The organism is Arthrobacter sp. FW306-1B-F12A, assembly GCF_058781865.1.
Map to the genome: position 1 here is coordinate 91,075 of NZ_JBYSXD010000006.1, position 20,072 is coordinate 111,146.

The 20,072-nt window shown below is 64.7% G+C and carries 18 protein-coding genes; 7 read left to right on the forward strand and 11 right to left on the reverse strand.

Annotated elements, in window-relative coordinates; genetic code table 11:
- Positions 1-7: 7 nt before the first annotated feature.
- From AC3WJU_RS05140 to AC3WJU_RS05155, 4 genes are all read right to left on the reverse strand, one after another.
- Complete coding sequence (locus tag AC3WJU_RS05140) at positions 8-364, reverse strand: GNAT family N-acetyltransferase (protein ID WP_059388386.1); 357 nt, start codon at positions 362-364, stop codon at positions 8-10.
- Positions 361-1,707: an acyltransferase family protein gene (locus tag AC3WJU_RS05145; protein WP_492259307.1), complete on the reverse strand. Its 1,347-nt coding sequence runs from the start codon at positions 1,705-1,707 to the stop codon at positions 361-363. Before AC3WJU_RS05145 ends, AC3WJU_RS05140 begins: the two co-directional genes overlap by 4 nt.
- Before the next feature lie 240 nt (positions 1,708-1,947).
- Entirely contained in the window at positions 1,948-3,162 is a 1,215-nt protein-coding gene (locus AC3WJU_RS05150; protein ID WP_492259308.1) for an amidohydrolase, read from the reverse strand.
- A complete protein-coding gene (locus tag AC3WJU_RS05155; protein WP_492259309.1) occupies positions 3,159-4,589 on the reverse strand; it encodes an MFS transporter in 1,431 nt (476 codons plus the stop codon). The genes AC3WJU_RS05150 and AC3WJU_RS05155 overlap by 4 nt, the downstream gene beginning before the upstream one ends.
- Positions 4,590-4,736: 147 nt before the next feature.
- On the opposite strand from AC3WJU_RS05155, the gene AC3WJU_RS05160 reads away from it, so the two are divergent.
- The gene (locus AC3WJU_RS05160) at positions 4,737-5,738 is read left to right on the forward strand and encodes an Lrp/AsnC family transcriptional regulator (protein WP_441433736.1); all 1,002 of its coding nucleotides are present in this window, start codon (positions 4,737-4,739) and stop codon (positions 5,736-5,738) included.
- Between the two features lie 205 nt (positions 5,739-5,943).
- On the forward strand, positions 5,944-8,826 hold the full coding sequence (locus AC3WJU_RS05165) for an aminotransferase class I/II-fold pyridoxal phosphate-dependent enzyme (RefSeq protein ID WP_492259310.1): 2,883 nt from the start codon (positions 5,944-5,946) through the stop codon (positions 8,824-8,826).
- A gap of 136 nt (positions 8,827-8,962) precedes the next feature.
- Here AC3WJU_RS05165 and AC3WJU_RS05170 read toward each other — a convergent pair whose 3' ends face one another.
- The 5 genes from AC3WJU_RS05170 to AC3WJU_RS05190 all read right to left on the reverse strand — a co-directional run bounded on the left by AC3WJU_RS05170 (position 8,963) and on the right by AC3WJU_RS05190 (position 14,306).
- Positions 8,963-9,355, reverse strand: coding sequence for a DUF1304 domain-containing protein (locus AC3WJU_RS05170; protein WP_492259311.1), 393 nt, complete (start codon positions 9,353-9,355; stop codon positions 8,963-8,965).
- A gap of 65 nt (positions 9,356-9,420) precedes the next feature.
- On the reverse strand, positions 9,421-10,296 hold the full coding sequence (locus AC3WJU_RS05175; protein WP_492259312.1) for a class II fructose-bisphosphate aldolase: 876 nt from the start codon (positions 10,294-10,296) through the stop codon (positions 9,421-9,423).
- On the reverse strand, positions 10,296-11,762 hold the full coding sequence (locus AC3WJU_RS05180) for a GntP family transporter (RefSeq protein ID WP_492259313.1): 1,467 nt from the start codon (positions 11,760-11,762) through the stop codon (positions 10,296-10,298). The genes AC3WJU_RS05175 and AC3WJU_RS05180 overlap by 1 nt, the downstream gene beginning before the upstream one ends.
- Positions 11,763-11,873: 111 nt before the next feature.
- Positions 11,874-12,773 (reverse strand): NAD(P)-dependent oxidoreductase, encoded by a 900-nt coding sequence (locus AC3WJU_RS05185; protein WP_492259314.1) that lies wholly within the window; start codon positions 12,771-12,773, stop codon positions 11,874-11,876.
- Between the two features lie 45 nt (positions 12,774-12,818).
- The gene (locus AC3WJU_RS05190) at positions 12,819-14,306 is read right to left on the reverse strand and encodes a four-carbon acid sugar kinase family protein (protein WP_492259315.1); all 1,488 of its coding nucleotides are present in this window, start codon (positions 14,304-14,306) and stop codon (positions 12,819-12,821) included.
- 119 nt (positions 14,307-14,425) lie between these two features.
- On the opposite strand from AC3WJU_RS05190, the gene AC3WJU_RS05195 reads away from it, so the two are divergent.
- Together AC3WJU_RS05195 and AC3WJU_RS05200 are read left to right on the forward strand one after the other, a co-directional pair.
- Positions 14,426-15,244, forward strand: coding sequence for an alpha/beta fold hydrolase (locus tag AC3WJU_RS05195; RefSeq protein ID WP_492259316.1), 819 nt, complete (start codon positions 14,426-14,428; stop codon positions 15,242-15,244).
- Positions 15,245-15,272: 28 nt separating this feature from the next.
- Positions 15,273-15,974 (forward strand): FadR/GntR family transcriptional regulator, encoded by a 702-nt coding sequence (locus AC3WJU_RS05200; RefSeq protein WP_059388380.1) that lies wholly within the window; start codon positions 15,273-15,275, stop codon positions 15,972-15,974.
- Positions 15,975-16,112: 138 nt separating this feature from the next.
- Here the strand turns inward: AC3WJU_RS05200 and mmuM are convergent, their stop codons facing one another.
- Complete coding sequence (gene mmuM, locus AC3WJU_RS05205) at positions 16,113-17,063, reverse strand: homocysteine S-methyltransferase (protein WP_492259317.1); 951 nt, start codon at positions 17,061-17,063, stop codon at positions 16,113-16,115.
- Between the two features lie 192 nt (positions 17,064-17,255).
- Between mmuM and AC3WJU_RS05210 the strand changes: the two genes are divergently transcribed.
- Genes AC3WJU_RS05210 through AC3WJU_RS05220 form a run of 3 tightly spaced genes read left to right on the forward strand, consistent with a single transcriptional unit; the run spans position 17,256 to position 19,251 of the window.
- Positions 17,256-17,693: a YqfO family protein gene (locus AC3WJU_RS05210; protein ID WP_306972647.1), complete on the forward strand. Its 438-nt coding sequence runs from the start codon at positions 17,256-17,258 to the stop codon at positions 17,691-17,693.
- Positions 17,690-18,442, forward strand: coding sequence for a cyclase family protein (locus tag AC3WJU_RS05215; RefSeq protein ID WP_332602606.1), 753 nt, complete (start codon positions 17,690-17,692; stop codon positions 18,440-18,442). The genes AC3WJU_RS05210 and AC3WJU_RS05215 overlap by 4 nt, the downstream gene beginning before the upstream one ends.
- A gap of 32 nt (positions 18,443-18,474) precedes the next feature.
- Positions 18,475-19,251, forward strand: a complete 777-nt coding sequence (locus tag AC3WJU_RS05220) for an IclR family transcriptional regulator (RefSeq protein ID WP_059388378.1) — start codon at positions 18,475-18,477, stop codon at positions 19,249-19,251.
- On the opposite strand, the gene AC3WJU_RS05225 is transcribed toward AC3WJU_RS05220, so the two are convergent.
- Positions 19,248-20,048: an IclR family transcriptional regulator gene (locus AC3WJU_RS05225; protein ID WP_492259318.1), complete on the reverse strand. Its 801-nt coding sequence runs from the start codon at positions 20,046-20,048 to the stop codon at positions 19,248-19,250. The genes AC3WJU_RS05220 and AC3WJU_RS05225 overlap by 4 nt on opposite strands.
- Positions 20,049-20,072 lie beyond the last annotated feature (24 nt).

Consider the following 20,072-nt stretch of genomic DNA (forward strand, 5'->3'; position numbering starts at 1 on the left):
CGTCTGACTAATCGTTGTCCGGTTCCCCTACCGGCGGTTCCGGCGGCCAATCGACGTCGAGCTCGTATCCCTCATGCCTGCGCAGATAGGCGGCGATGAATGGGCAATGCGGGATGATCCGCTTGCCGGAGGCGACGACGTCGTCCAAGGCAAAATGGGCCAGGACCTTCGCCAGCCCGCGGCCCTTGAACTGCGGGCGCGTCTCAGTGTGGAGGAAATCGATGTGGCCGGGTTTGTCCATAAACTGCGAGATCACGGCTACTTCACCATCGACAAGAAGCTCGTAGCGGTGGAATTTGTCGTTCCTGACCGTTGTCACGTCCGGGCTGAACGACTCTGCGGTTGAATCCGTGAACTCAGTCATGAGTCGAGATTCGCACGTAAACCGGGCTCTGGCAATGGCCCCGCAGGGGCATCGGGAACGGCCGCGGACGGGAGTCCGGCGGGTATCCGTCCCAGGAGCAACACTCCCAGCGCGAAGCACGCCGCTCCCCCACCCAGAAGGGTCAGCGTAAGTCCGTTGAACGCGGCGTCCACCACCGGAATGAAGACCACGACGCCGGCAGTCACCACCGCGACGTGCGTCCTGCCGCGCGCGTGGCTGGCCGCCGTCGGGCGCTCTTCAAGCCTTCCGCACAGCAGCAGGACCGGAATCAAGAGCAGGAGGACGCCCAGCAGCACCAGCGGGCGGGCCCACCACCATTCGGCCGTACCTGCCGCTGGCTTGGGGAAGTCCGTAAGCAGAAGCAGCCCGGACATGGCTGCGAGCAGCGGCAAATGCCACAAGTAGACCGTCATGGACCGCCGGCCCGCCACGGCCACCATCCAACGGATCCAGCGCACGCCGGCCGCCCAGGCAAGAGCGGGGCGGAGCAATTGGAGGGTTGCAGCCTGGGACAAACCCAGAAGCAGCATGCAGAAGTTGGGCGGGTTCAGGTCCACGATCATGTTTCCTGAGTAGACCCCGATTCCAGTCACGAACCCCAAGAGCAGGTTGCTGCCCACGATCAACCCCGCGAACCAGCCCCGGCTGCGTCCAGCGAAGATGCCGTCAGCGATGAAGAAGCCGAATTGCTGGACCGCGCACCACACGAAGAGCATGTTGACGAAGGCGAGCATCGGGAACGCCCCGCGCAAGGAGTCCAGGGTGATCACGGCGGCAACGAGCCCGCCGAGGGTCAACCACGGGGAATGTCCGTGCAGCCGGGCCAGCACGGGAACGCTCAGTTGGGTGGCGAGGTAGGCGGCCAGGAACCACAAGGGCATGCCCGCGCCGGTCGCGATGAGCTGGACCACTTCCGGGTCGACGCCAAGCAGGCTCGCGGCCCAGAGCCCCACGAACATCGACGCCAGCAGCGCAGTTGCCGGACGGATGAGGCGCAGGAGCCGCAGTTGCGCGTAGTCGATGCCGGATCCTCCGCGCGCACGCATGCGACGCCACGATTCCAGTCCCGTGATCCCGCCAAGGACGAAGAACAGCGGCATCACCTGGAACACCCACAGGACAGGTTCAAACCAGTGCTGTTCCATGAGTGTGTTTTCGGTGGTGACGGTGCCGTCCGGGTGCAGGACCGGGCTGACCATCATGCAATGCGAGAGCACAACCAGAACGAGGCAGAAGAACCGAGCGAGATCGATCACGGGATCACGAGGGCGGCCAAATGCGGCCATGCCCGGCGCCATCTTTTGTTGCCTCGAGAATCCCATTGCGCTCCTTTGCGAACTGCTGAGATCATTGTCCGCCCGCTTGACGGCGGGAACCAGAGCGGGCGACGGGGTGAATTCGTGGGTGCGGCCCGCCCTCCCCGACGCTCGCTCACCTATGACCCGAATATCCCCAACGCTCGCTCACCTATGACTGAAAGCCCCGGGACCGTCGCTCAGATGATCTGAGCGAGGGATCCCGATTTTGGCATCATAAGTGAGCGAGCGTCGCTGCAGGGGAGTTCAGTTGGTTCGGCGGGTTAGCAGCCGTTCCCGTTGCCGCGGATCGCTGGCCGCCGCGCAGGCAGCCAAGGCCAGGCCGAACGCGCCGTCCAAGACCGCCCGGTCCGCGGAGGCCGACGAGCCGTGGGCAGCGAACTCGGCGGTGTGGTGGGCGGCCCCGCCGACGTCGTAGCCGAGCAGCGGATGGATGCTCGGGACCAGTTGCGAGACGTTGCCCATATCTGTGGAAGCTACTGGATCTTCGTTGAACTCAACAGCCCTCCCCCGGGTGGACATTGCTGTCCGGTACGCCTCGGAAAGGTACCGGTCCTGCCTGAGTTCAGCGTAGGCATTGCCCGTGGGGGTGACCTTGAGCGTGCTTCCGCTGGCAAGTGCACCCGCTTCCAGGCAGCGCCGCACGCGTTCCTCGATGACACGCAGATTCTTGATGCTGGGTGAGCGCATTTCGACGCTCGCCCGTGCCCGCTCGGGTATGACGTTGACGGCGCTCCCGCCTTCGGTCACGATCAGCGAAACAACCGAGCCGGGCGGAAGTTGCTGCCGGGCCAAGGCAATCGCCGTCTGTGCGATCACGAGGGCGTCGAGGGCATTGACACCCTCTGACGGAGCGGCGGCGGCGTGCGCAGGCCGCCCTTCGTAAAGCACGTCCCACATTCCCATGGCCAAGGACGAGCCGCCGACGACGTCCTCGGCGCCGGCGTGGGCCATCATCGCCAGGGACACGTCCTCGAAGAAGCCCTCGCCAATGAGATCGACCTTGCCGCCGCTCGTCTCTTCTGCCGGAGTGCCGAGGACCTTGACTGTGATCCCGAGGTCGTCGGCGACGGAAGCGAGCGCGAGTGCCGCCCCCACGGCGCAGGCGGCGTTCACATTGTGTCCGCAGGCATGCCCGATGGTCGGCAAGGCGTCGTATTCGACGCACAGCGCGACCACCAGCTCACCCGTCCCGAACCTCGCGCTGAAAGAAGCCGGGAGCACAGGCTGCGGATCGTCAAAGCTGAAGCCCGCGCTCCGGAGCAGCCGGCTAACCCGCTTGGCGGCCCGGAACTCCTGCCCGCTGAGCTCGGGATCGGCGTGGATCGCGTGGCTCAGGCCGAGGATTTCCGGCTCCCAGCGTTCCAGCGCTGCGGAGATGGAGCGCCCGACGGCGGCCGAACGGGTCGTGACGGGCGTTGCGGTTTCGAGGGAGGCGGCTTTCAGAGCCGCGGCTTTCATACGGCGACCCCTGCAGTTGTCGCCGCGGCTTTGCGCTTCGGGTAGCGGGCGGCAGCTGCCGCGGCGACCAAGGCCGCGATGGCCAGGGCAATCCAGATCGACAGGAGCCCGCCCTCGCTGATGTGCCCGGACTGGACTGAAGACGAGGAGATGAGCTTCACGACGGCGGAGCCCACCGCGATGCCAACGGACAGCGCCAGTTCGTTGAGGCCGGCCGCCGTCGAAGTTTCCTCCAGCGGAACGCCCTCAACAGACAGTGCCCGGGTTCCTGCCTGATACATGCCAAGGCTCAAGTTGAACATGGCGAATCCGGTGCAGTAGCCGGCCAGGGAGCCGTGCGCAGCCGCCATGACCAGGAAGCCGCCCGCCAGGAGGAGACCGGCGAACACCAGGGTGGCCCGTTCGCCAAACAGACTGAGCGCCTTTGAGGTCAGAAGCGAGGAGAACAGCGAGAGCACCGATGCGGCAGCCAGGACGATTGCGATGATGAGGGGGCTCAGCGCGAAGCCGTAGCCGGTCTTGTCCGGGTTTGAGTACAGGAAGATCCCGTTGGTGCCGAAGTAGCTGATGGAGGCAAAGCCGAAGAAGAAGGTGGCCAGCGAGACCGTCCGGATCCGCGGGATGGCAAGCATCCGCAGGTCCATGAAGCGCTTCCCGTTGACGCGTCGAGCGTCCAGGACCACCCAATAAGCCAACAGCGCGAGTCCGATGATTCCGGATCCCAGGGTCTTGGCATCCAACCAGCCCCAGTCCGGGCCCATCGAAAGCGCCACCACGAAGCCGATGAGTCCCAGGGAACATGCCATGAGCGGCACCAGGGCGAGTCCCTCGCCCGTGGGGGTTCCGGCGTCGGGCAGGACGAAGGAGCAAAGCAGCCCGGCAACCGCGAACGGCACCGCAACCCAGAAACCGAGGGTGGGATCGTCGACGCCGATGATCCCGGCAAGCAGGCCGCCTGCGCCGACCATGATCATGAGCATGCCGATCATCACGCTGACCCCGGTGCGGGTCTGCGCCGGGCTGCTCACGCGCAGGATGCCCATCATCAGAGGGATGAAACCAACCACGCACGTGAGCATGACGACGCCGATCGTCACCGTCCACAGCGACGGCCACATCGCCATCATGACGACGCCGGCCGCGACTACAGCCGTCGACCAGCGGAGGACGAGCCTATAGCCGTAGCTGTCGCCGAGCCGCGAGATGATCGGCGTGAGCACCGCGAAACTCACGTTCGAGATGAGGAAAATACCGTTGATGGTGGGGTCGTCGATCGAAAAGGCCGGCCCCAAGGCGGGGAGGATGGGGTTCAGGTATCCCTGGGTGACTCCGCTGAGGGATTCGATCAGGGCCATCGCCACGATCATGCCGGTGATCGTCCGGCGGGCGACGGCCGCAGTCGCCGGAGGTGCTGTCTTGCTTGCCATGTGCTTCCTTGAGTGTTGGGGGGCTTCGTTGCCTGGGTCTTCGGATGCGAGCGGGTGATGCGAGTCACAACGTTAGGTCCGCCGTCTACACTGGCTAGGAATTTGTTTGAAATCATCTGAGAACCGCGAATTTTGAAGGAATCAGCCATGATCTCCGAAACTGACCTTGAAATCGTCAATGCCCTTCAGATCAATCCCCGTGCCGACTGGAGCCGCGTGGGGGATGTCCTGGGCTTGTCCGGGCCAACCGTCGCGCGCCGCTGGAACTCTCTTGCGGAGCAGGGACTGGCATGGATCACCCCGGCCCCGGGTCCGCGCTACCTGAGCGCGGGGTGGTCTGCGTTCATCAGCCTTTCGTCGCTGCCAAGCGAGAACGAAGCCCTGGTCCACAAGCTGTGCGCGGAGCCGGCCTTCGGCACCGTTTCGCTGGTGTCCGGCTCGCACGATCTCTTCATCGACTGCTTCGCCTCAAGCCACGAAGAGCTCATGGAGATCGTCACCGGCTCTTTTGCAGGCCTCCCCGGAGTGACCCACCGGGAGGTCGTTTTCGTCACCAAGCTGTACCGGCAGGCCTCCGACTGGCGCAGCGGCACCCTCGAACCGGCGCGGGCCCGGCTCATGTCGGCGGAACCCCTGCCCGCCCCGACCGCCTACGCTCCCGACCGGCTCGACGCATCCCTCTTGGAGGAACTAGCACGGGACGGGCGGGCCAGTTGGGCGGAACTGGGCGCCGCCTGCGGCGTCGCTCCGCAAACGGCACGACGGCGGGTGGAGCGCTTCCTCGCGTCCGGCTACATGACGCTGAGGTGCGATACGTCCGCTTCAGCCCAACAAGGACTAAGGGAAGTGAGCCTGATCCTCAACGTGCCCGCCCACCACGTTGACGCCGTCGGGCGCTATTTCGCGGCCCTCCCGAATTGCAGGCTCAGCGCCCAGGTTCTGGGCGCTCAGAATCTGCTCGTGACGCTGTGGGTGCGCGACTACCTCGAAGTCCAAAGCCACGAGCGCGAACTGGCGGAGCGAGCGCCAGGAAGCGCCGTCATCTCCCGGCAAGCCGTGGTCCGCAACTACAAACGCCTCGGGCACGTGTTGGACGAGTCCGGACGCAGCCGCAGCGTGGTCCCGTTGCCCCTGTGGCGCGAAGGCTAGCCGCCCAACCCTCGCTCACGTATGACGCCAAATCCCCCGACGCTCGCTCACGTATGACGGCAAATCCCCCAACGCTCGCTCACGTATGACGGGAAGTGCGGCTCCCATCTGGAAACCCAGACGGCAACCCGAACATTTGCCGTACACCGCGACGGCGCGCGGCGTTTAGTAGAGAGTGCTATCAATCCATGACAAAGGAGTCATCGTGGCACGCGCCGATTTCGCGACAGTGCAGTCAGCCCCATTTCCCTTCGCTCCAGCCGGCCTTGCCAGCGGTCAAGCGCTTGGCCCCGGTTCGGCGACGAGGCCAAACGCCGACGACGATTCCGGGTCCGGCGGCGAGGTCCCCAGCAGCGCGTGGCGGGTGCGCGCCGACGCTTGGGAGTTCCTTGGCTACGCCGTCAAACAGCTGGCCGCCGCCCGGTCTCTCACGGGCGCCGGCCGGCCGCCGCGGGAACTGCCAAGGGACGTCCGAAGGTTGTTGCCGCTGCTGGAATCCCTCGAAATGTATTGGGCGTCTCCGGGACAGCAATATGTCACGGAATTGCGGCGAATCCTGGAGGCTGGAGAATACCTTGAGGCGCTGAACCTCATCGAACCGGTCGCGCGACGCGTTGCCGGCCACAACCACCACGCCCAGGAACCCGCACAGGACCCGGAACGCGAAACAGACCGGGCTGAAGAACCCGCCGAATCACGCAAGCGGTTCGAGGTCCTCGTGATCGATGACGTCTCCAGCGCCGACCGTGAAGCACTTCAAACGGAACTGCATAGCCAGCGCCGCCCTGCCGACGCCTTCAACTACGAGCTCGTGTTCGTGCCGAGCTTCGAGGACGCCATCGTCGCTGTCCTGCTCAACCCCGACATCCAGGCGTGCGTACTGCGGCCGGGCTTCGTCCCCAACAGCAGGCAGCGCTTGAGCCGGGATGTGCGCAGCTTCCTGGACAGGTTCCTGGGGAAGCCGCTCCCCCAGCGTCCCTTGGACCGCATCCTGAGCTTGGCGGAGAAGTTGGGACAACTCCGGCCCGAGCTTGATCTCTACCTGGTGGCGGGCGTGGGGATCGAAGAACTCGCCGGTTCCTTGACCCGCCAATTCCGCCGGATCTTCCGCCGCCAGGATGGGCTGGAGCTCCATTTGTCCTTGCTGGCCGGCATCGCGGAACGATATGAGGCACCGTTCTTCCACGCGGTCCAGCAATACAGCCGCAAACCTGCCGGCGTTTTCCATGCCCTGCCGGTGTCCCGGGGCGGATCGGTCATCCATTCCAAGTGGATCAACGATCTGGGTGAGTTCTATGGCCTGAACCTCCTCCTCGCGGAAACCTCGGCCACGTCCGGCGGGCTCGATTCGCTCCTGGATCCGCACGGCTCCCTCAAGCAGGCCCAGAAGCTGGCGGCCCGGGCATTCGGTGCCCAGAAATCGCTCTTTGTCACCAATGGAACGTCGACAGCCAACAAGATCGTGCACCAATCGATCCTGGCTCCCGGCGACGTGGTTCTGGTGGACCGAAACTGCCACAAGTCGCACCACTACGCCCTCATGCTGGCCGGCGCGCAGGTCTCGTATTTGGACGCCTACCCTCTGGACGATTTCTCCTTCTACGGCGCCGTTCCTTTGGAAAGCATCAAGCGGATGCTCCTGGATTACCGCCGGGCAGGCCGGCTCCACGAGGTCAAGATGCTCGCCCTCACCAACTGCACGTTCGACGGCATCGTGTACGACGTCGAACGAGTGATGGAGGAGTGCCTCGCCATCAAGCCGGACCTGGTGTTCCTGTGGGACGAGGCCTGGTTCGCCTTCGCGGGCTTCCACCACATCTACCGCCGCCGTACGGCCATGGCTTCGGCCCGGTCCCTCGAGGCAAAGTTCGCGGATCCGGCCTACGCCCGGCGGCACGCCGAACAGCTTCGCGCGCTGGGCGGTGGGGCGGCCGGCGGTTACGACGGCGGCGGCGAGCCCGACGACGGCGGGCCGGGTTCCGGCGTCGGGCACGTCAGCGATGAGCTGCTCCTGAAGACACGACTGCTGCCCGATCCGGCGAAGGCCCGCGTGAGGGTCTACTCAACGCAGTCGACGCACAAGACCCTGACGTCGCTCCGGCAGGGGTCCATGATCCATATCCATGACCAGGACTTCGGCCAGTTGAACGAGGAGAGCTTCCGGGAGGCGTACATGACGCACACCTCCACGTCCCCCAACTACCAGATCCTGGCGTCCTTGGACATGGGACGGCGGCAGGTCGAGTTCGAAGGATACGAACTGGTGCAACGGCAGGCAGATCTCGCGGTCAGCATCGCCCAGGCCGTGGCGAGGCATCCCTTGTTGAAGAAGTACTTCCGCGTCCTCGGCACCAAGGACCTCATACCGCCTCAGTACCGCGAAACGAGCCGGCAAATGCCGCTTCGCGACGGGCTCGCGGCCATGTCGGAAGCCTGGGAGCGCGACGAATTCGTTGTTGATCCGAGCCGTTTGACCCTGCATATCGGCCTCACCGGCGTGGACGGCGATACCTTCAAGCACGACTTCCTGATGGACAAGTACGGGATCCAGGTCAACAAGACGTCGAGGAACAGCGTTCTCTTCATGACCAACATCGGCACCTCGCGGAGTGCCGTCGCCTACCTCGTTGAGGTCCTGGTCAAGCTGGCCGAAACCTTTGAAGATGAGCAATCCGGCCTGAGCGGTCTGGGTCAGCGAGCGCGCCTTGCCCGTGTCGCTGCGCTGACCAGCACACCGCCACCGTTGCCGGACTTCAGCCGCTTCGCCGAACGATTCCGGATAGATGCGCAGACGCCGGACGGCAACATGCGGGACGCCTACTTCGAGAGCTACAAAGCCGGATCCTGCGAATACTTCAGTGCGGCCGAACTTATGCGAAGGGTCGCCGCGGGAGAGGAAATGGTGTCTGCCTCCTTCGTCACCCCCTATCCGCCCGGATTCCCTGTCTTGGTTCCCGGGCAAGTGATCACGGAGGAGATCCTGGCTTTCATGTCGGCACTGGACACGCGGGAGATCCACGGATTCAACCCTGAATTGGGGTTCAGGGTTTTGACGGGTGAGCTAGCGTCACGCCAAAAGCCTGCATAAGTGAGCGTGCGACTGGCCTGGAGGGCACACATGTGAGCGAGCGTTTGCCTCGTAGGACGCTCGCTCACGTCTCACGCCATTTTCGCCAACGCTCGCTCACGTCTCACGCCATTTTCGCCAACGCTCGCTCATATCTTTAGCCGAGCGCCACGGCCAGGATGCCGAGCACGACGGCGAGCAGCGGAGTCGTGCCCTGAAGAACCGCGGGGCGGAGGTACTTCTTGCCGCTCAAGGCGAGCACGATTGCCGCCAGCAGCATGGAGCCGCACGAGCTGAAGACGAGGGTCCAGCCGACCTGCGGATGACCAAGAGCGACGATGACGATCCCGGCGATCGCCCCGATGGCAAGGAAGAGGTTGTAGAAACCCTGGTTGTAGGCGAGGCCCTTGGTGGTTTCCGCCTCGGACTGGGAAGCGACGCTAAAGCGCTTCCACGTGGCCGGACGGGTCCAGGTGATGGACTCCATGCTGAAGATGTAGACGTGCAGCAAGCCGGCAAGGAGGGCAAAAATCAGGGAGGCTACGATCATGTGCTGATCCTAGCCTCCCTGCGTTGCGCGGAGGCGCGGCGGCGTGGCCGCCCCGCGAGCCGCGCCTAGCGACTCAGCATGTCCAGTGTTGCTCCGGCGAAGGCCCCTGCCGAGGAACTCCAGCGCCCCAGCAGGCCCTGGAGGTTCTCGCCGTCGGCCCGGTGCGGGGTTGTCTCGGCTTCGAGCGTGGCGAGGATGCCGGTGCGGAGCTCCGTATTGAAGTTCACCTTGCCCACGCGCATTGACGTGGCCTTGACCAGGTCTGCCGCGGGAATGCCCGACGCGCCGTGGAGCACGAGCGGAAGCTCAGTGCGCGATGCAATGTCCTCCAGCACATCCCAGTGCAGCCTGGGCTCGCCGGCGTAACGGCCATGCGCATTCCCCACGGCAACGGCCAGGAGCTGGGCACCAGTGCGGTATACGAATTCCAGTACCTGGCCCGGGTCGGTCAGGCCCGCCGGATGGACACTGGCCGGATGAGCGTGAACGTCAGCACCGAAGGCCTTGTCCTCGTCGCCCGCCAGCCCGCCAAGTTCCGCTTCGATGACGATGTCCGAAGCACCGGCGTCTAGCACGACCTCATGTACGGAGCGGACCAAAGCGATGTTTTCCTCGAATGGGAGGGACGAACCGTCGGCCAGGACGGCGTCGGCACCGGCTGCCACCGAATCACGGATGACCTCGAGGTCCGAGGCGTGGTCCAGCTGCACCGAGACCGGCACGCGGGCGTCGTCGGCCAAGGCGCGCAATGCCCCAATGAGCCGCAAGCCGGACGGGGTGGCCGCGGTCTTCGGAGCAACCAGCAGAATGATTCCGCGGCCGGACTCCTCTGCTGCGGCCACCACCGCGAGGGCGGTGGTGAAGTCGTAGCAGGTGAAGGCCGGAACCGCGGCTCCTCGCTCCAGCGCGGAGCCTACAAGGTCGTCAAGGCGTACACGCATCAGTGGGCCAGGCCTCCCACCAGGATCCAGGCGACATAGCTGAGCAGGAAGCCCGCGACGCCCAGGATGGTGGTGAGCACGGTCCAGGTCTTGAGGCCGTCGGACACCGTGAGGCCGTAGTAGCGCACCACCACCCAGAAACCGGCGTCGGTCACGTGGGACAGGCCCAGTCCGCCGAAGCCGATCGCGATCACGATGACGGCGATCTGCGCGGGGGTGTAGCCGCCTTGGGCGACGGCAGCCGAGAGGAGGCCGGTGGTGGTGACGATGGCGACCGTGGCCGATCCCTGTGCGGCACGCAGTGCCAGGGAAATGATGAAGCCGAGGAGGATGATCGGCACGCCCAGGGAGTCCAGCGTCTGGGACAAGGCCGCGCCGATGCCGGAGACCTGCAGGACGCCGCCGAACACGCCGCCGGCAGCAACCACCATGAGGATCGAGGCGATGGGAGGCAGCGCGCCTTCGAAGATTTCGCCGGTTTCCTTGAGTGACCACTGGCGGCGGACCGCCAGCAGGAAGAACGCGAGCGCAACGGCCACCAGCAGGGCGAAGAACGGGTTGCCCACGAAAGACGCGACGCCGTACCAGTAGTCCTTCTTGTTGATCAGGAGGGTACCGGCTGTGCCGAGCAGGATCTGGACGATCGGGGCGGCGATGAGGAACATGATCAGGCCCGGACGCGGCGGAGCGACTGCGCTGGCACCGGGACCGTCGTGGCCGACGCGCACCAAGGAATCGGAGCCGAATTCTTCGATCTGGTCGCGGACGCCCGGGAGCAGTTCGTAGTCCTTGCGGTTCATGATGCTGGCAACCCAGTAGGACAGGAAACCGAGCGGCACGCAGATGATGAGCGAAATCATCGCGATGAGTCCGATGTCGGCACCCATGACGCCTGCCCCGGCAACGATGCCCGGGTGGGGAGGAACGGCGACGTGGATCGAGAGTATGATGCCGGCCATGGGAAGGCCGAACTTGATGGGGTGCAGCTTGGCGATCTTCGCGAAGGCGTAGACGATCGGCACCAGGACGATGATGCCTACTTCGAAGAACACCGGAATGGCAACGAGGAAGCCGACGGCGGTCAGTGCCACGGCGACGCGCTTGGCACCGAGCTTCTCGGTGAAGTGGTTGGCCAGCGATTGCACGCCGCCGGACACCTCGATCATGCGGCCCAACACGGCGCCGAGGGCAATCAGCAATGCGACTTTGCCCATGGTTCCGCCCACGCCGTTGGCCACGACGGTGAATACGTCCGCCAAGGGGATCTGCGCGGCAACGGCCACCAGGATGCTCACGGCCAGCAATGCCACGAAGGCCTGGATCTTGAAGCGGATGATCATGAGCAACAGCAGCGCGACGCCCGCAACTGCAATGGTCAGCAGCAGCGGGGTCCCAAGGGCTACGGACGGTTTGATGGCGGGGGCATCAGCTGCCCGGACCGCCAAGGAATTGATGAGGGGAATCATCAGGGGTGTCTCCTTTGACAGAGCCGGCCTGGACTCGAGGCCGGCGAGAGGGGGGGGGGGGGGGGGGGGAGGGGGGACCGCCGTCGTCGCACGTTTCTTTGGGGTGCTTTGCTAGACAGTGCGCCTGGTGGGCGCGACGACTTTGATGACTGCGGAGTCGTCGGCGGCGGCGAGGCCCTGGGCCTGGCCGAGGAGGTAGAGCTGTTCGGCAGCGGCGGCGACCGGGGCGGCGAGGCCGGCGGCACGCGTCGCCTTGCCGACGATGCCCATGTCCTTCACGAAGATGTCCAGACGGCTGAGGACCTCGGCGCCATCCTCGGTGTATGCCTCGAGGATGCGTGGGCCGCGGTTGGACAGCATGAAGGAGCCAGCGGCACCTGCTTCCAAGGCCGCGAGGGTCTTCGCCTGGTCGAGTCCGAGGGCGTCCGCGAGTGCCATGGCTTCGGCTGCAGCGGCGATGTGCACGCCGCACAAGAGCTGATTGACGGTCTTGAGGGCCTGGCCGTCGCCGGGCTTGTCGCCAACAACGGTGAGCGTGGAGGCCAACAGTTCCAGGGCGGGGCGGGCCTTTTCCTGGGCGGCCGGGGTTGCGCCAACCACGATCAGGAGGTCGCCTTCGCCGGCACGCTTCGGGCCGCCGGAGAGCGGCGCGTCAACGAGTTCGACGCCGTATTCGGCCAGGCGGGCCACGGTGGCCGGAATAGCCTCGGTACCGACTGTGCTACCGAGGATCACGACGGCGCCCGGCTTCAGTACCGAGGCAACGCCGTTCTCGCCGAAGAGGACGGCGTCGAGCTGTTCGCCGTTGCGCACGGCAAGGAGCAGGGCGTCGGCGCCTTCCGAGGCTTCGCGCGCCGAGGCGAAGGTGCGGATCCCGGCGTCGGCGGCGAGCTTCAGGCGCGGCTCGGCGATATCGAAGCCGTGGACGGTGAGCTGGGTCGCCAGGCGGGTAGCCATCGGCAGGCCCATGGCGCCCAGGCCGAGGACGGCGACGGTGTAATTGCTGGTCATGGTGTTCTCCATTGAATGCGGGGGTTGCGTTAGGAAGAGGGTCGGCTAGAAGGTGTTGCTGAGCTTGCGCGTGACTTGAGTCAGGGATTCGTCGTCGCCCACGTTGCCGGCGAAGACGATGTACGGGATGCCCTTCGCGGGCCCGTCCACCGGCTCCCACAGCGAGACGATGCCGGGCAACATGGGGCCGCGGACTATCGCGTGGCGGATTTCCAGGCCGTGCGCGGCCACGTCCGAGGACGTGATGCCGCCCTTTGCGATGACGAAGCGCGGCGGGAAGGTCTTGAGCGTCCGGTTCACGATCGCGACGACGGCGGCAGAGACGGTGCGGGCAATCTTCAGGCTCGCCGCGGCGTCGTCCGTCTTGATGAGCAGGCGGCTCGTGTGGACGATGACGTCTCCATTGCGGAGGGCAATGACGACGGCGGCGACCGTCTCGTCCAAGTAGGCCTCCGCGCCGCTAGCGAGCAGTTTCTCGACGTCGATCTCGATGATCCGGGCGGCGCCATGCTGGGCCGTCAGGGCATTGAGCTGGCGCGTGGTGACGCCGACGTGCGAACCAACAACGATGAGGCCACCGGCTGTGGAGGGAGTGTTGCCTTCGTAGGCTTCCTCGCCGCTGAGCGCCTCACGGATTTCCTGGCCGATGCGGCCGCGGACGAAGGGCGGACCCACACGGTAGAGCAGCTTCTTGCCGCGGCGTTCGGCTTCTTCAAGCCCGAGGGCCAGTGCCCGGAAGTCATTCTCGGTGACGATGTCCGCGACGATCGGCGTGGAGTTCGTGGCGGGTTCGATCGCGTCTGCAATGGCCTTGGCGGAAATGGCAGGGTCCTGGGCTGAGGCCCCTGCACGGATGATGTTCAGGTCCAGGACGATCACATCGCCGGCCTGGAACCGGCCCTGCGACTTCTCCTCCACATACCTGGCCATCTCCGAGTTGGCGAAGCCGAAGCTCGCATCCTTGGCGAACTCGGTCTCGGCAACCGGGGTGAGCTTGCCGGCGTCGTGCCCGGTGCCACGCATGTAGTGCACGCCGCCAACGGTGACCCGCCCGGCGTCGGGAAACGCCGGGACGATCACGACGCCGTTGGTCGCCTCGCCGGTCACGTCCGCGACAGTGGCGGCAATGACGTCCGGTTCCAGCGGGTAGTGGCCACGGAGGGTGGAGTCGGAGCGGCTGACGAATCCCAAGCGCAGCTGGGAGCCGGCGGCGGCGAGCGCGTTCCGCACGATTTCCTCGTTGCGGGCAGCGGCCTCAACCGGGTCCAGGCTGCGCGTGTTGGTCAGCACGTAGACGGCAGGCTGAGAATGGCTTTCCGCGATGTGGGCGAACGCCCACGTGAAATCGGCGACCTCCCAGCGGGTGAGGACCGGCAGGTTGGCGACCGACTGGGTGCCGGTGGGGTCGTCGTCGAGGACTACCAGGATGCGGGGCGAGGTTGCGGAAGACGCTGCTACGGCGTCGGCAACCAGCTGAGCGGGGATCTGGACTTCAGCCGGGAAGGCAGCCAGGACATCGGCTTCAAGGGTCACTGTGCACTCCATCGTGGTTTTGAAGGTAAATGTAAGATGTCAGACATCTAATATTTGAATGCTAGTGTGACACACCCGCTTTCGGCCGTGCAAGTGTCAGTCGTCACTATGCTTGGCGCATGCTTCAAGAGCCTCCCGCCGTCGCGGCATTACACGTGGACATGCGCCTCCCGGCGGCCGCCGTTAAGGCGGACTTTCCGTCCCAACCTCCCGTTCTGTTGCTGCACGGCTGGGCGTCGACGTCCGCCTATTGGGAGCCACTCGCCACCGAGTTGCTCGACGCCGGACGAACCGTCTGGATCGTCGATTTGCCTGGGTATCACCGCGGGGACATGTTGCCTCCGGGCTTCCAGTGGACTCTGGAATCAGCTGCCGATTCCGTCGCTGCCGTTGCTGCCAGGAACGCGGCACCGGTCCACATTGCGGGCCATTCGATGGGCGGAAGCGTGGCGCTGACCCTGGCCGCGCGGCACCCGGGGCTCGTGGCCAGCGTGGCCTTGATCGGCATGGTTCCGGCCCCGCCGAACGAAGGCTTCAAATCGATGCTCGAATCCCAGCTGCGGCAAGGCCTCATTGACGACGCGACGCGCGCCAAGTGCATGAAGGCCTGGTTCGGGGTGTTGTCCCCCGAGGACCACCGCGCGCTGAGCCGAGGATTTGAGCTGCCTTTCGAGGTCCTTGGCCCCAGCGGCCTCGCGGCGATGGCCGGAGTGGCTGCCGATGTCCCCGAAAAGGTGACCGCACCGACGCTGGTGATTGCCGGCGTCGGGGACCGATTACGTTCGCTGGACCAGGCGGAAGCCTTCGTGGCGGCCAGCCCGCTGCGGAAGCTCGTGGCAATACCCGACGCCGGGCACAGCGTCCATTGGGAGCAGCCGCATGCTTGCGCCGTGGCGCTCGGCGCGTTTTGGAACGAAAGCCGGCAACCGCCGGCGTAAGATGTCAGACATCTAGGAACGGAGCACCATGGCACGCAAGTCGCTGGTCGGCGTCGTCGCTGACGAGCTGCTGGACCGCATCGTCGCGGGCGAATTTCCGCCGGGCACAGTGGTTCCCGGCGAACTCGAACTGAGCGCCAAGCATGAAGTCAGCCGCATGACGGTCCGCGAGGCCATGAAGACCCTCGAGGCCCAGAGAATCCTGAGCGTGGAGCGCGGCCGGGGGACTTTCGTCAACCCACTGAACCGCTGGGCTTCCCTCGAAGCTGTGCTGCGTGCGGCTTCGGAAGGAAAGAACGACGCGGCAGCGGCCGTCCAGCTCATCGAGCTGCGCCGCATGCTCGAGACCGGTGCCTGCGAACTGGCCGCCTCACGGGTCTCTCCCGAAGAAATCGACCAGCTGCAGGTTCACGTGTCCGCCATGCAGAAGGCCCACGATTCCAACGATGTGAGCGCGTTCGTCGAGGCGGACCTGGGCTTCCACGATGTCATCCTCCACGCCTCCGGCAACGTCTTCGTCGCTGTGCTCTTCGAACCCCTGCACCGCGTCCTGGAAACCCGGCGCACCCAGACCTCGCAAATCCCCGATATCCAGCGGCACGCGATCGGACATCACCGGGCCATCCTCAAAGCCCTCGAAGCCGGCGACGCTCCCCGGGCCCGCGAGGCCATGGACGCGCACATGCAGCAGACCCTCGACGATCTCAGGACATACGTCCTGGAGGCCTAGGCAGGCCCGGCTCCCCCGCCCCCCGACTTCCAGGACCCTCGCTCACATATCAACGGTCGCGGGCGGACCCTCGCTCACATATGAACGGTCGCGGGCGGACCCTCGCTCACATATCAACGGTTGTGAGCCAACGCCCGCTCACATATATCGACCGATCCCAGCAATATCCTGCGGTGTCGTCCTGCAGCACCCTCCAATAAGCCGAGCGCCAAGTTCTTGCCAGATGCCGGTTCCTTCCGCAATGCTTGCAGGTTGCTTGCCATCAGCACCGCCCACGGCCGGGCCGGGCGTCCAGGTCTTGGTTAGAGCGTCATAGCATTCGCCGGAATTCGGATACGCGATCAACGGGATTGAGGTGACTTTGCGGAGGGCTCGAAGCGACGGAGAGACCAGTTCCAGAGGCACGCAATTTACGCCGATCGCGACGACGCGCGGCTGCGTTGCACAGAGCCTTGCGACGTTGGCCAGCGTTGTGCCGTCGCTGATGTGCTCCCCGTCCCGTAGCGTGAAGGAGAACCATGCTTCGACGTTGAACTCTTCTACGAGTGCCAACAGTGCCTTCGTCTCCGAAACCGAAGGCAACGTCTCACATGCCAGCAGGTCCACTCCCGCCTCCACCAGCGCCGCGATCCGGGGCCTGTGGAATTCCATGAACTCGATCCGGCTGAGGGTGTAGTCCCCGCGGTATTCCGAACCGTCAGCGAGGTAGGCGCCATAAGGGCCTACTGATCCGGCAATCAGCAGGGGTCCCGCTTCCGGGTTTTCAGCCAAGTATTCGCGCCTCGCGTCGTCGGCCAGGCGTACGCTCAATGCCACCAGCCCCAAGGCTTCCGCTTCGCCGATGCCGCGCTGTCTGAAGCCTCGCGGCGTGGCCTGGTAGCTCGCAGTGATGGCTACCGTGGCTCCTGCATCGAAATAGTCGCGGTGCACTTGCTTGATCAGCTGCGGTTGTTCCAGAAGCACCTTGGCCGACCAAAGTGGGTCCTCCAGATTGCAGCCCCGCGCCTCGAGCTCAGTGGCGAGTGCGCCGTCCAGCGTCAGCTTCGAGCCGGCGTCGAGCATGCGGGACAGCGTGATCTTACTGGGCATCGTTCGGGGCTCCAAGCAGTTGATCTTCATTCGTGCCTATGTGGGGACGAGATGGTCCAGCGTGACCACCCTCTCACTATATTGGTCATTATGAGCATTTGAAAATGCTTGTAATGATCAGGCCAATTATGCCACCATGGCAGTCAAGCAATCGGCGCCAAGCGCAGGGAAGAGGACCCCTTGAAGATAGAAATGAAATCAGTGCGCAAGCTGCGCGTACATTGGCCTATCGCGTCCGAGACTTTCGCTGGGCTCGCTGAGGGCGAGGCCGGTGCGTTCCGGAATGACCACGGCATTACGGCACTGCTTCAGGCCTTGGCGGACTCCCCGGAGTTGGGGGACTTTGGAAACTACAGGCACGTTTTCGAGTCCGGCGTGGGATTCGAAGGATTCACCGTGGCTGAAGGCGCCAACCCCACCTTGGGGCAAGTGGGCCAGCGGACCATTTCGCCGACCTTTGTCTTCACGACGTACTTCGACGCCGCCCTGGACGACGAGCGGGTGGATCGGTTCATGCGTCACCTTGTGGAGATCCACCCTTGGGAAGTCCCTGTCATAGAGCTATCCGGCGTCGTGAGCGTCTCATCCACCGCACTGGCAGAGGCCCGCGAGAGCGGGGTCGCATCATGACCGACAACGCCACGACGGATTTTTGGGACGGGCTCCAGCCCCTCATAGCGGGCAGGACGTTCGCCGACTTGACGCATGCATTCCACCCAGGCCAACCGCACTTCCCCGCTTTCCCCGACGAGATCAGGGAAGCCGTGTTCGATCTGGAGAATGGCGACGGATTCACCGCGCACCGCTATTCGATCATCGGGCAATGGGGAACACACGTTGATCCCCCCTCACATTTCATCCGCGGCGGCCGGTCTTTGGATCAGATCCCGGTAGGGGACATGATCCTTCCGCTGGTCATCCTGGACATTTCAGAACGGGTCAAGGCTGATCCCGATGCCACCCCCACGGTGGCGGACATCCACGCATGGGAAACCCGAAACGGCACTGTCCCGACGGGTAGCTTTGTGGCACTGCGGACCGGCTGGAGCCGACGTTGGCCCGATGCCGACGCCATGGCGAACAGGGACGACGAAGGCATCAGTCACAGTCCGGGCTGGTCGCAGGAGGCCCTCACCTTCCTGATTGAACGACGGTCGATTGCGGCTGTAGGTCATGAACAGACAGACACGGACCCGGGGCTGGCCACTTCCCGCAAGGACTTTAGCCTGGAGACATACGTGCTGGGACAGAACCGTTGGCAGATCGAGCTATTGGCGAACCTGGATGGTCTTCCGGAAAAGGGTGCCGCCCTGGTTGCGACGTGGCCAAAACCCCTTGAGGGCAGCGGCTTTCCCGCCCGGGTGTTTGCTATCCACTGAGTCACGCCCGTCCGGTGGCTAGAATCAGATCCATGCCTAAGACATCCAGCATGGGACGGGGAATCATGGCTGTCCTTGCAGTCGGCTCCCGTAACGCCGAAGGCCTCGCCGGCGGCACGGTCGCCGATATTGCAGCCGATTTAGGCAAGGATCGCAGCCAGGTCTCGCGGAGCCTGCGAGTCGCGGAACAAGAAGGGTTCCTGGAACGCGCCGAGCGGCGGTCCTACAACCTGAACTGGTCACTCTTTACCGACGCCCAGCTTTTGACCGAACAACGGCTGCAGACGGACGGGATCACTGCCCTGGAGGGCCTTGCCGGCGAAACGAACGAAGGATGCTTTCTCGGAGTGCTGAGCGGTGACAGCACGGTGACGGTCGGTGAGCGTATTCCGGCGAGCAGCAACATGGTCGGTTCGTGGTTGGGCCGGCCTTACCCGGCCTACTGCAGCGACGCCGGCCAGGCATTGTTGTGGGAGGCGTCCGACGCCGAGGTCCGAACCGTTTTCGCGTCCTCTGCATTTGTTCGCCACGGCCCCAATACTCCGGTCAATGTCGAGGACTTCCTGACGCGGCTGCATGAGGCTAGGGGGCGGGGGTATTCCATCGTGGATGAGGAAGCAGAACCAGGCTTGTATTCCCTAGCCGTTCCCGTACGGGATTTCAAACGCGAAGTGGTGGCTGCCCTGCAGGTCGTGGGTCCTAAGACACGGCTGGCAGCGCGGCGGGAACTCTGCGCCTCGGCTCTCGTGTCGTGGGGAAAGTGGCTCGAATCGACGATGGGTCAGGGACTGCCGCAGGCGCTGGCCTAGCTCGCAAGGCCCCTTCCTCCCGTATTGTCCCGAGTACTGCGACCGCATGATCCGAGCCGCGCGGCGGCTTCCGTGAGAACCTTCGCGATTTTCCCGGCCCTGGGCTCGATCTGGGGCCGGTTGCCCAGAACACTAAGTGAAGCAAGAATCGCTCCTTCCGGGTCACGGACAGGAACGGCCAATTCGTAGACGCCATGTTCGAATTCTTCGGCCGCCACTATGAAGCCCCGGTTCCGGTCCCTGTCCATCAGCTCGCAGACCTCCTCGGTCGAGTGGGCCGCGCCCGGACCGCCGACACCGATGAAGTTGGCGTCCTTGAGGAGATCCTGAATCGCGGCCTGCTCGTGATCCCACAAGAGTGCCCGGCCTGATCCCGTGCACCATGTCGGCGTCACCATTCCAGGTTTGACGAAGCTGCCAGGGAGCGCGTCATTGCTAGATGCGCGCAGGAGAATTACCCGGAAGCCCTCGCGGACAGAAACCCTGGATCGGAGGCCAAGCGTGGCCACCAGCGCCTCCAACTCGGTTCTTGATTGGCGAACCCAGCCAGTATTAAGCGACGCCGCGAGGCCGAAAAATTGCGGGCCTGTCCGGAACGGACCGCGTTCGATCCTTTCGAGAAGTCCCAGATCACACAATTCCTGGGTCAGCCGGGATACGCGGCTTTGCTCCATGTCCAGCTCGGAGGCGAGCTGGGAGACGCCGAGGAGCCGCCGGCCCCACTTCTCCCGGTCCGCGACCAAGCGCACAATACGAAGTCCTTGTGCCATGGACGACGCTTCCGAGGAAGAATCCATTGTCAATGCTCCTTCCGAGCTTCA

Excerpts from the sequence above, each read along its gene's own strand:
- AC3WJU_RS05140 (WP_059388386.1), bottom strand. The coding sequence starts at position 364 with ATGACTGAGTTCACGGATTCAACCGCAGAGTCGTTCAGCCCGGACGTG.
- AC3WJU_RS05145 (WP_492259307.1), bottom strand. The coding sequence starts at position 1,707 with ATGGGATTCTCGAGGCAACAAAAGATGGCGCCGGGCATGGCCGCATTT.
- AC3WJU_RS05150 (WP_492259308.1), bottom strand. The coding sequence starts at position 3,162 with ATGAAAGCCGCGGCTCTGAAAGCCGCCTCCCTCGAAACCGCAACGCCC.
- AC3WJU_RS05155 (WP_492259309.1), bottom strand. The coding sequence starts at position 4,589 with ATGGCAAGCAAGACAGCACCTCCGGCGACTGCGGCCGTCGCCCGCCGG.
- AC3WJU_RS05160 (WP_441433736.1), top strand. The coding sequence starts at position 4,737 with ATGATCTCCGAAACTGACCTTGAAATCGTCAATGCCCTTCAGATCAAT.
- AC3WJU_RS05170 (WP_492259311.1), bottom strand. The coding sequence starts at position 9,355 with ATGATCGTAGCCTCCCTGATTTTTGCCCTCCTTGCCGGCTTGCTGCAC.
- AC3WJU_RS05175 (WP_492259312.1), bottom strand. The coding sequence starts at position 10,296 with ATGCGTGTACGCCTTGACGACCTTGTAGGCTCCGCGCTGGAGCGAGGA.
- AC3WJU_RS05180 (WP_492259313.1), bottom strand. The coding sequence starts at position 11,762 with ATGATTCCCCTCATCAATTCCTTGGCGGTCCGGGCAGCTGATGCCCCC.
- AC3WJU_RS05185 (WP_492259314.1), bottom strand. The coding sequence starts at position 12,773 with ATGACCAGCAATTACACCGTCGCCGTCCTCGGCCTGGGCGCCATGGGC.
- AC3WJU_RS05195 (WP_492259316.1), top strand. The coding sequence starts at position 14,426 with ATGCTTCAAGAGCCTCCCGCCGTCGCGGCATTACACGTGGACATGCGC.
- AC3WJU_RS05200 (WP_059388380.1), top strand. The coding sequence starts at position 15,273 with ATGGCACGCAAGTCGCTGGTCGGCGTCGTCGCTGACGAGCTGCTGGAC.
- mmuM (WP_492259317.1), bottom strand. The coding sequence starts at position 17,063 with ATGCCCAGTAAGATCACGCTGTCCCGCATGCTCGACGCCGGCTCGAAG.
- AC3WJU_RS05210 (WP_306972647.1), top strand. The coding sequence starts at position 17,256 with ATGAAATCAGTGCGCAAGCTGCGCGTACATTGGCCTATCGCGTCCGAG.
- AC3WJU_RS05215 (WP_332602606.1), top strand. The coding sequence starts at position 17,690 with ATGACCGACAACGCCACGACGGATTTTTGGGACGGGCTCCAGCCCCTC.
- AC3WJU_RS05220 (WP_059388378.1), top strand. The coding sequence starts at position 18,475 with ATGCCTAAGACATCCAGCATGGGACGGGGAATCATGGCTGTCCTTGCA.
- AC3WJU_RS05225 (WP_492259318.1), bottom strand. The coding sequence starts at position 20,048 with ATGGATTCTTCCTCGGAAGCGTCGTCCATGGCACAAGGACTTCGTATT.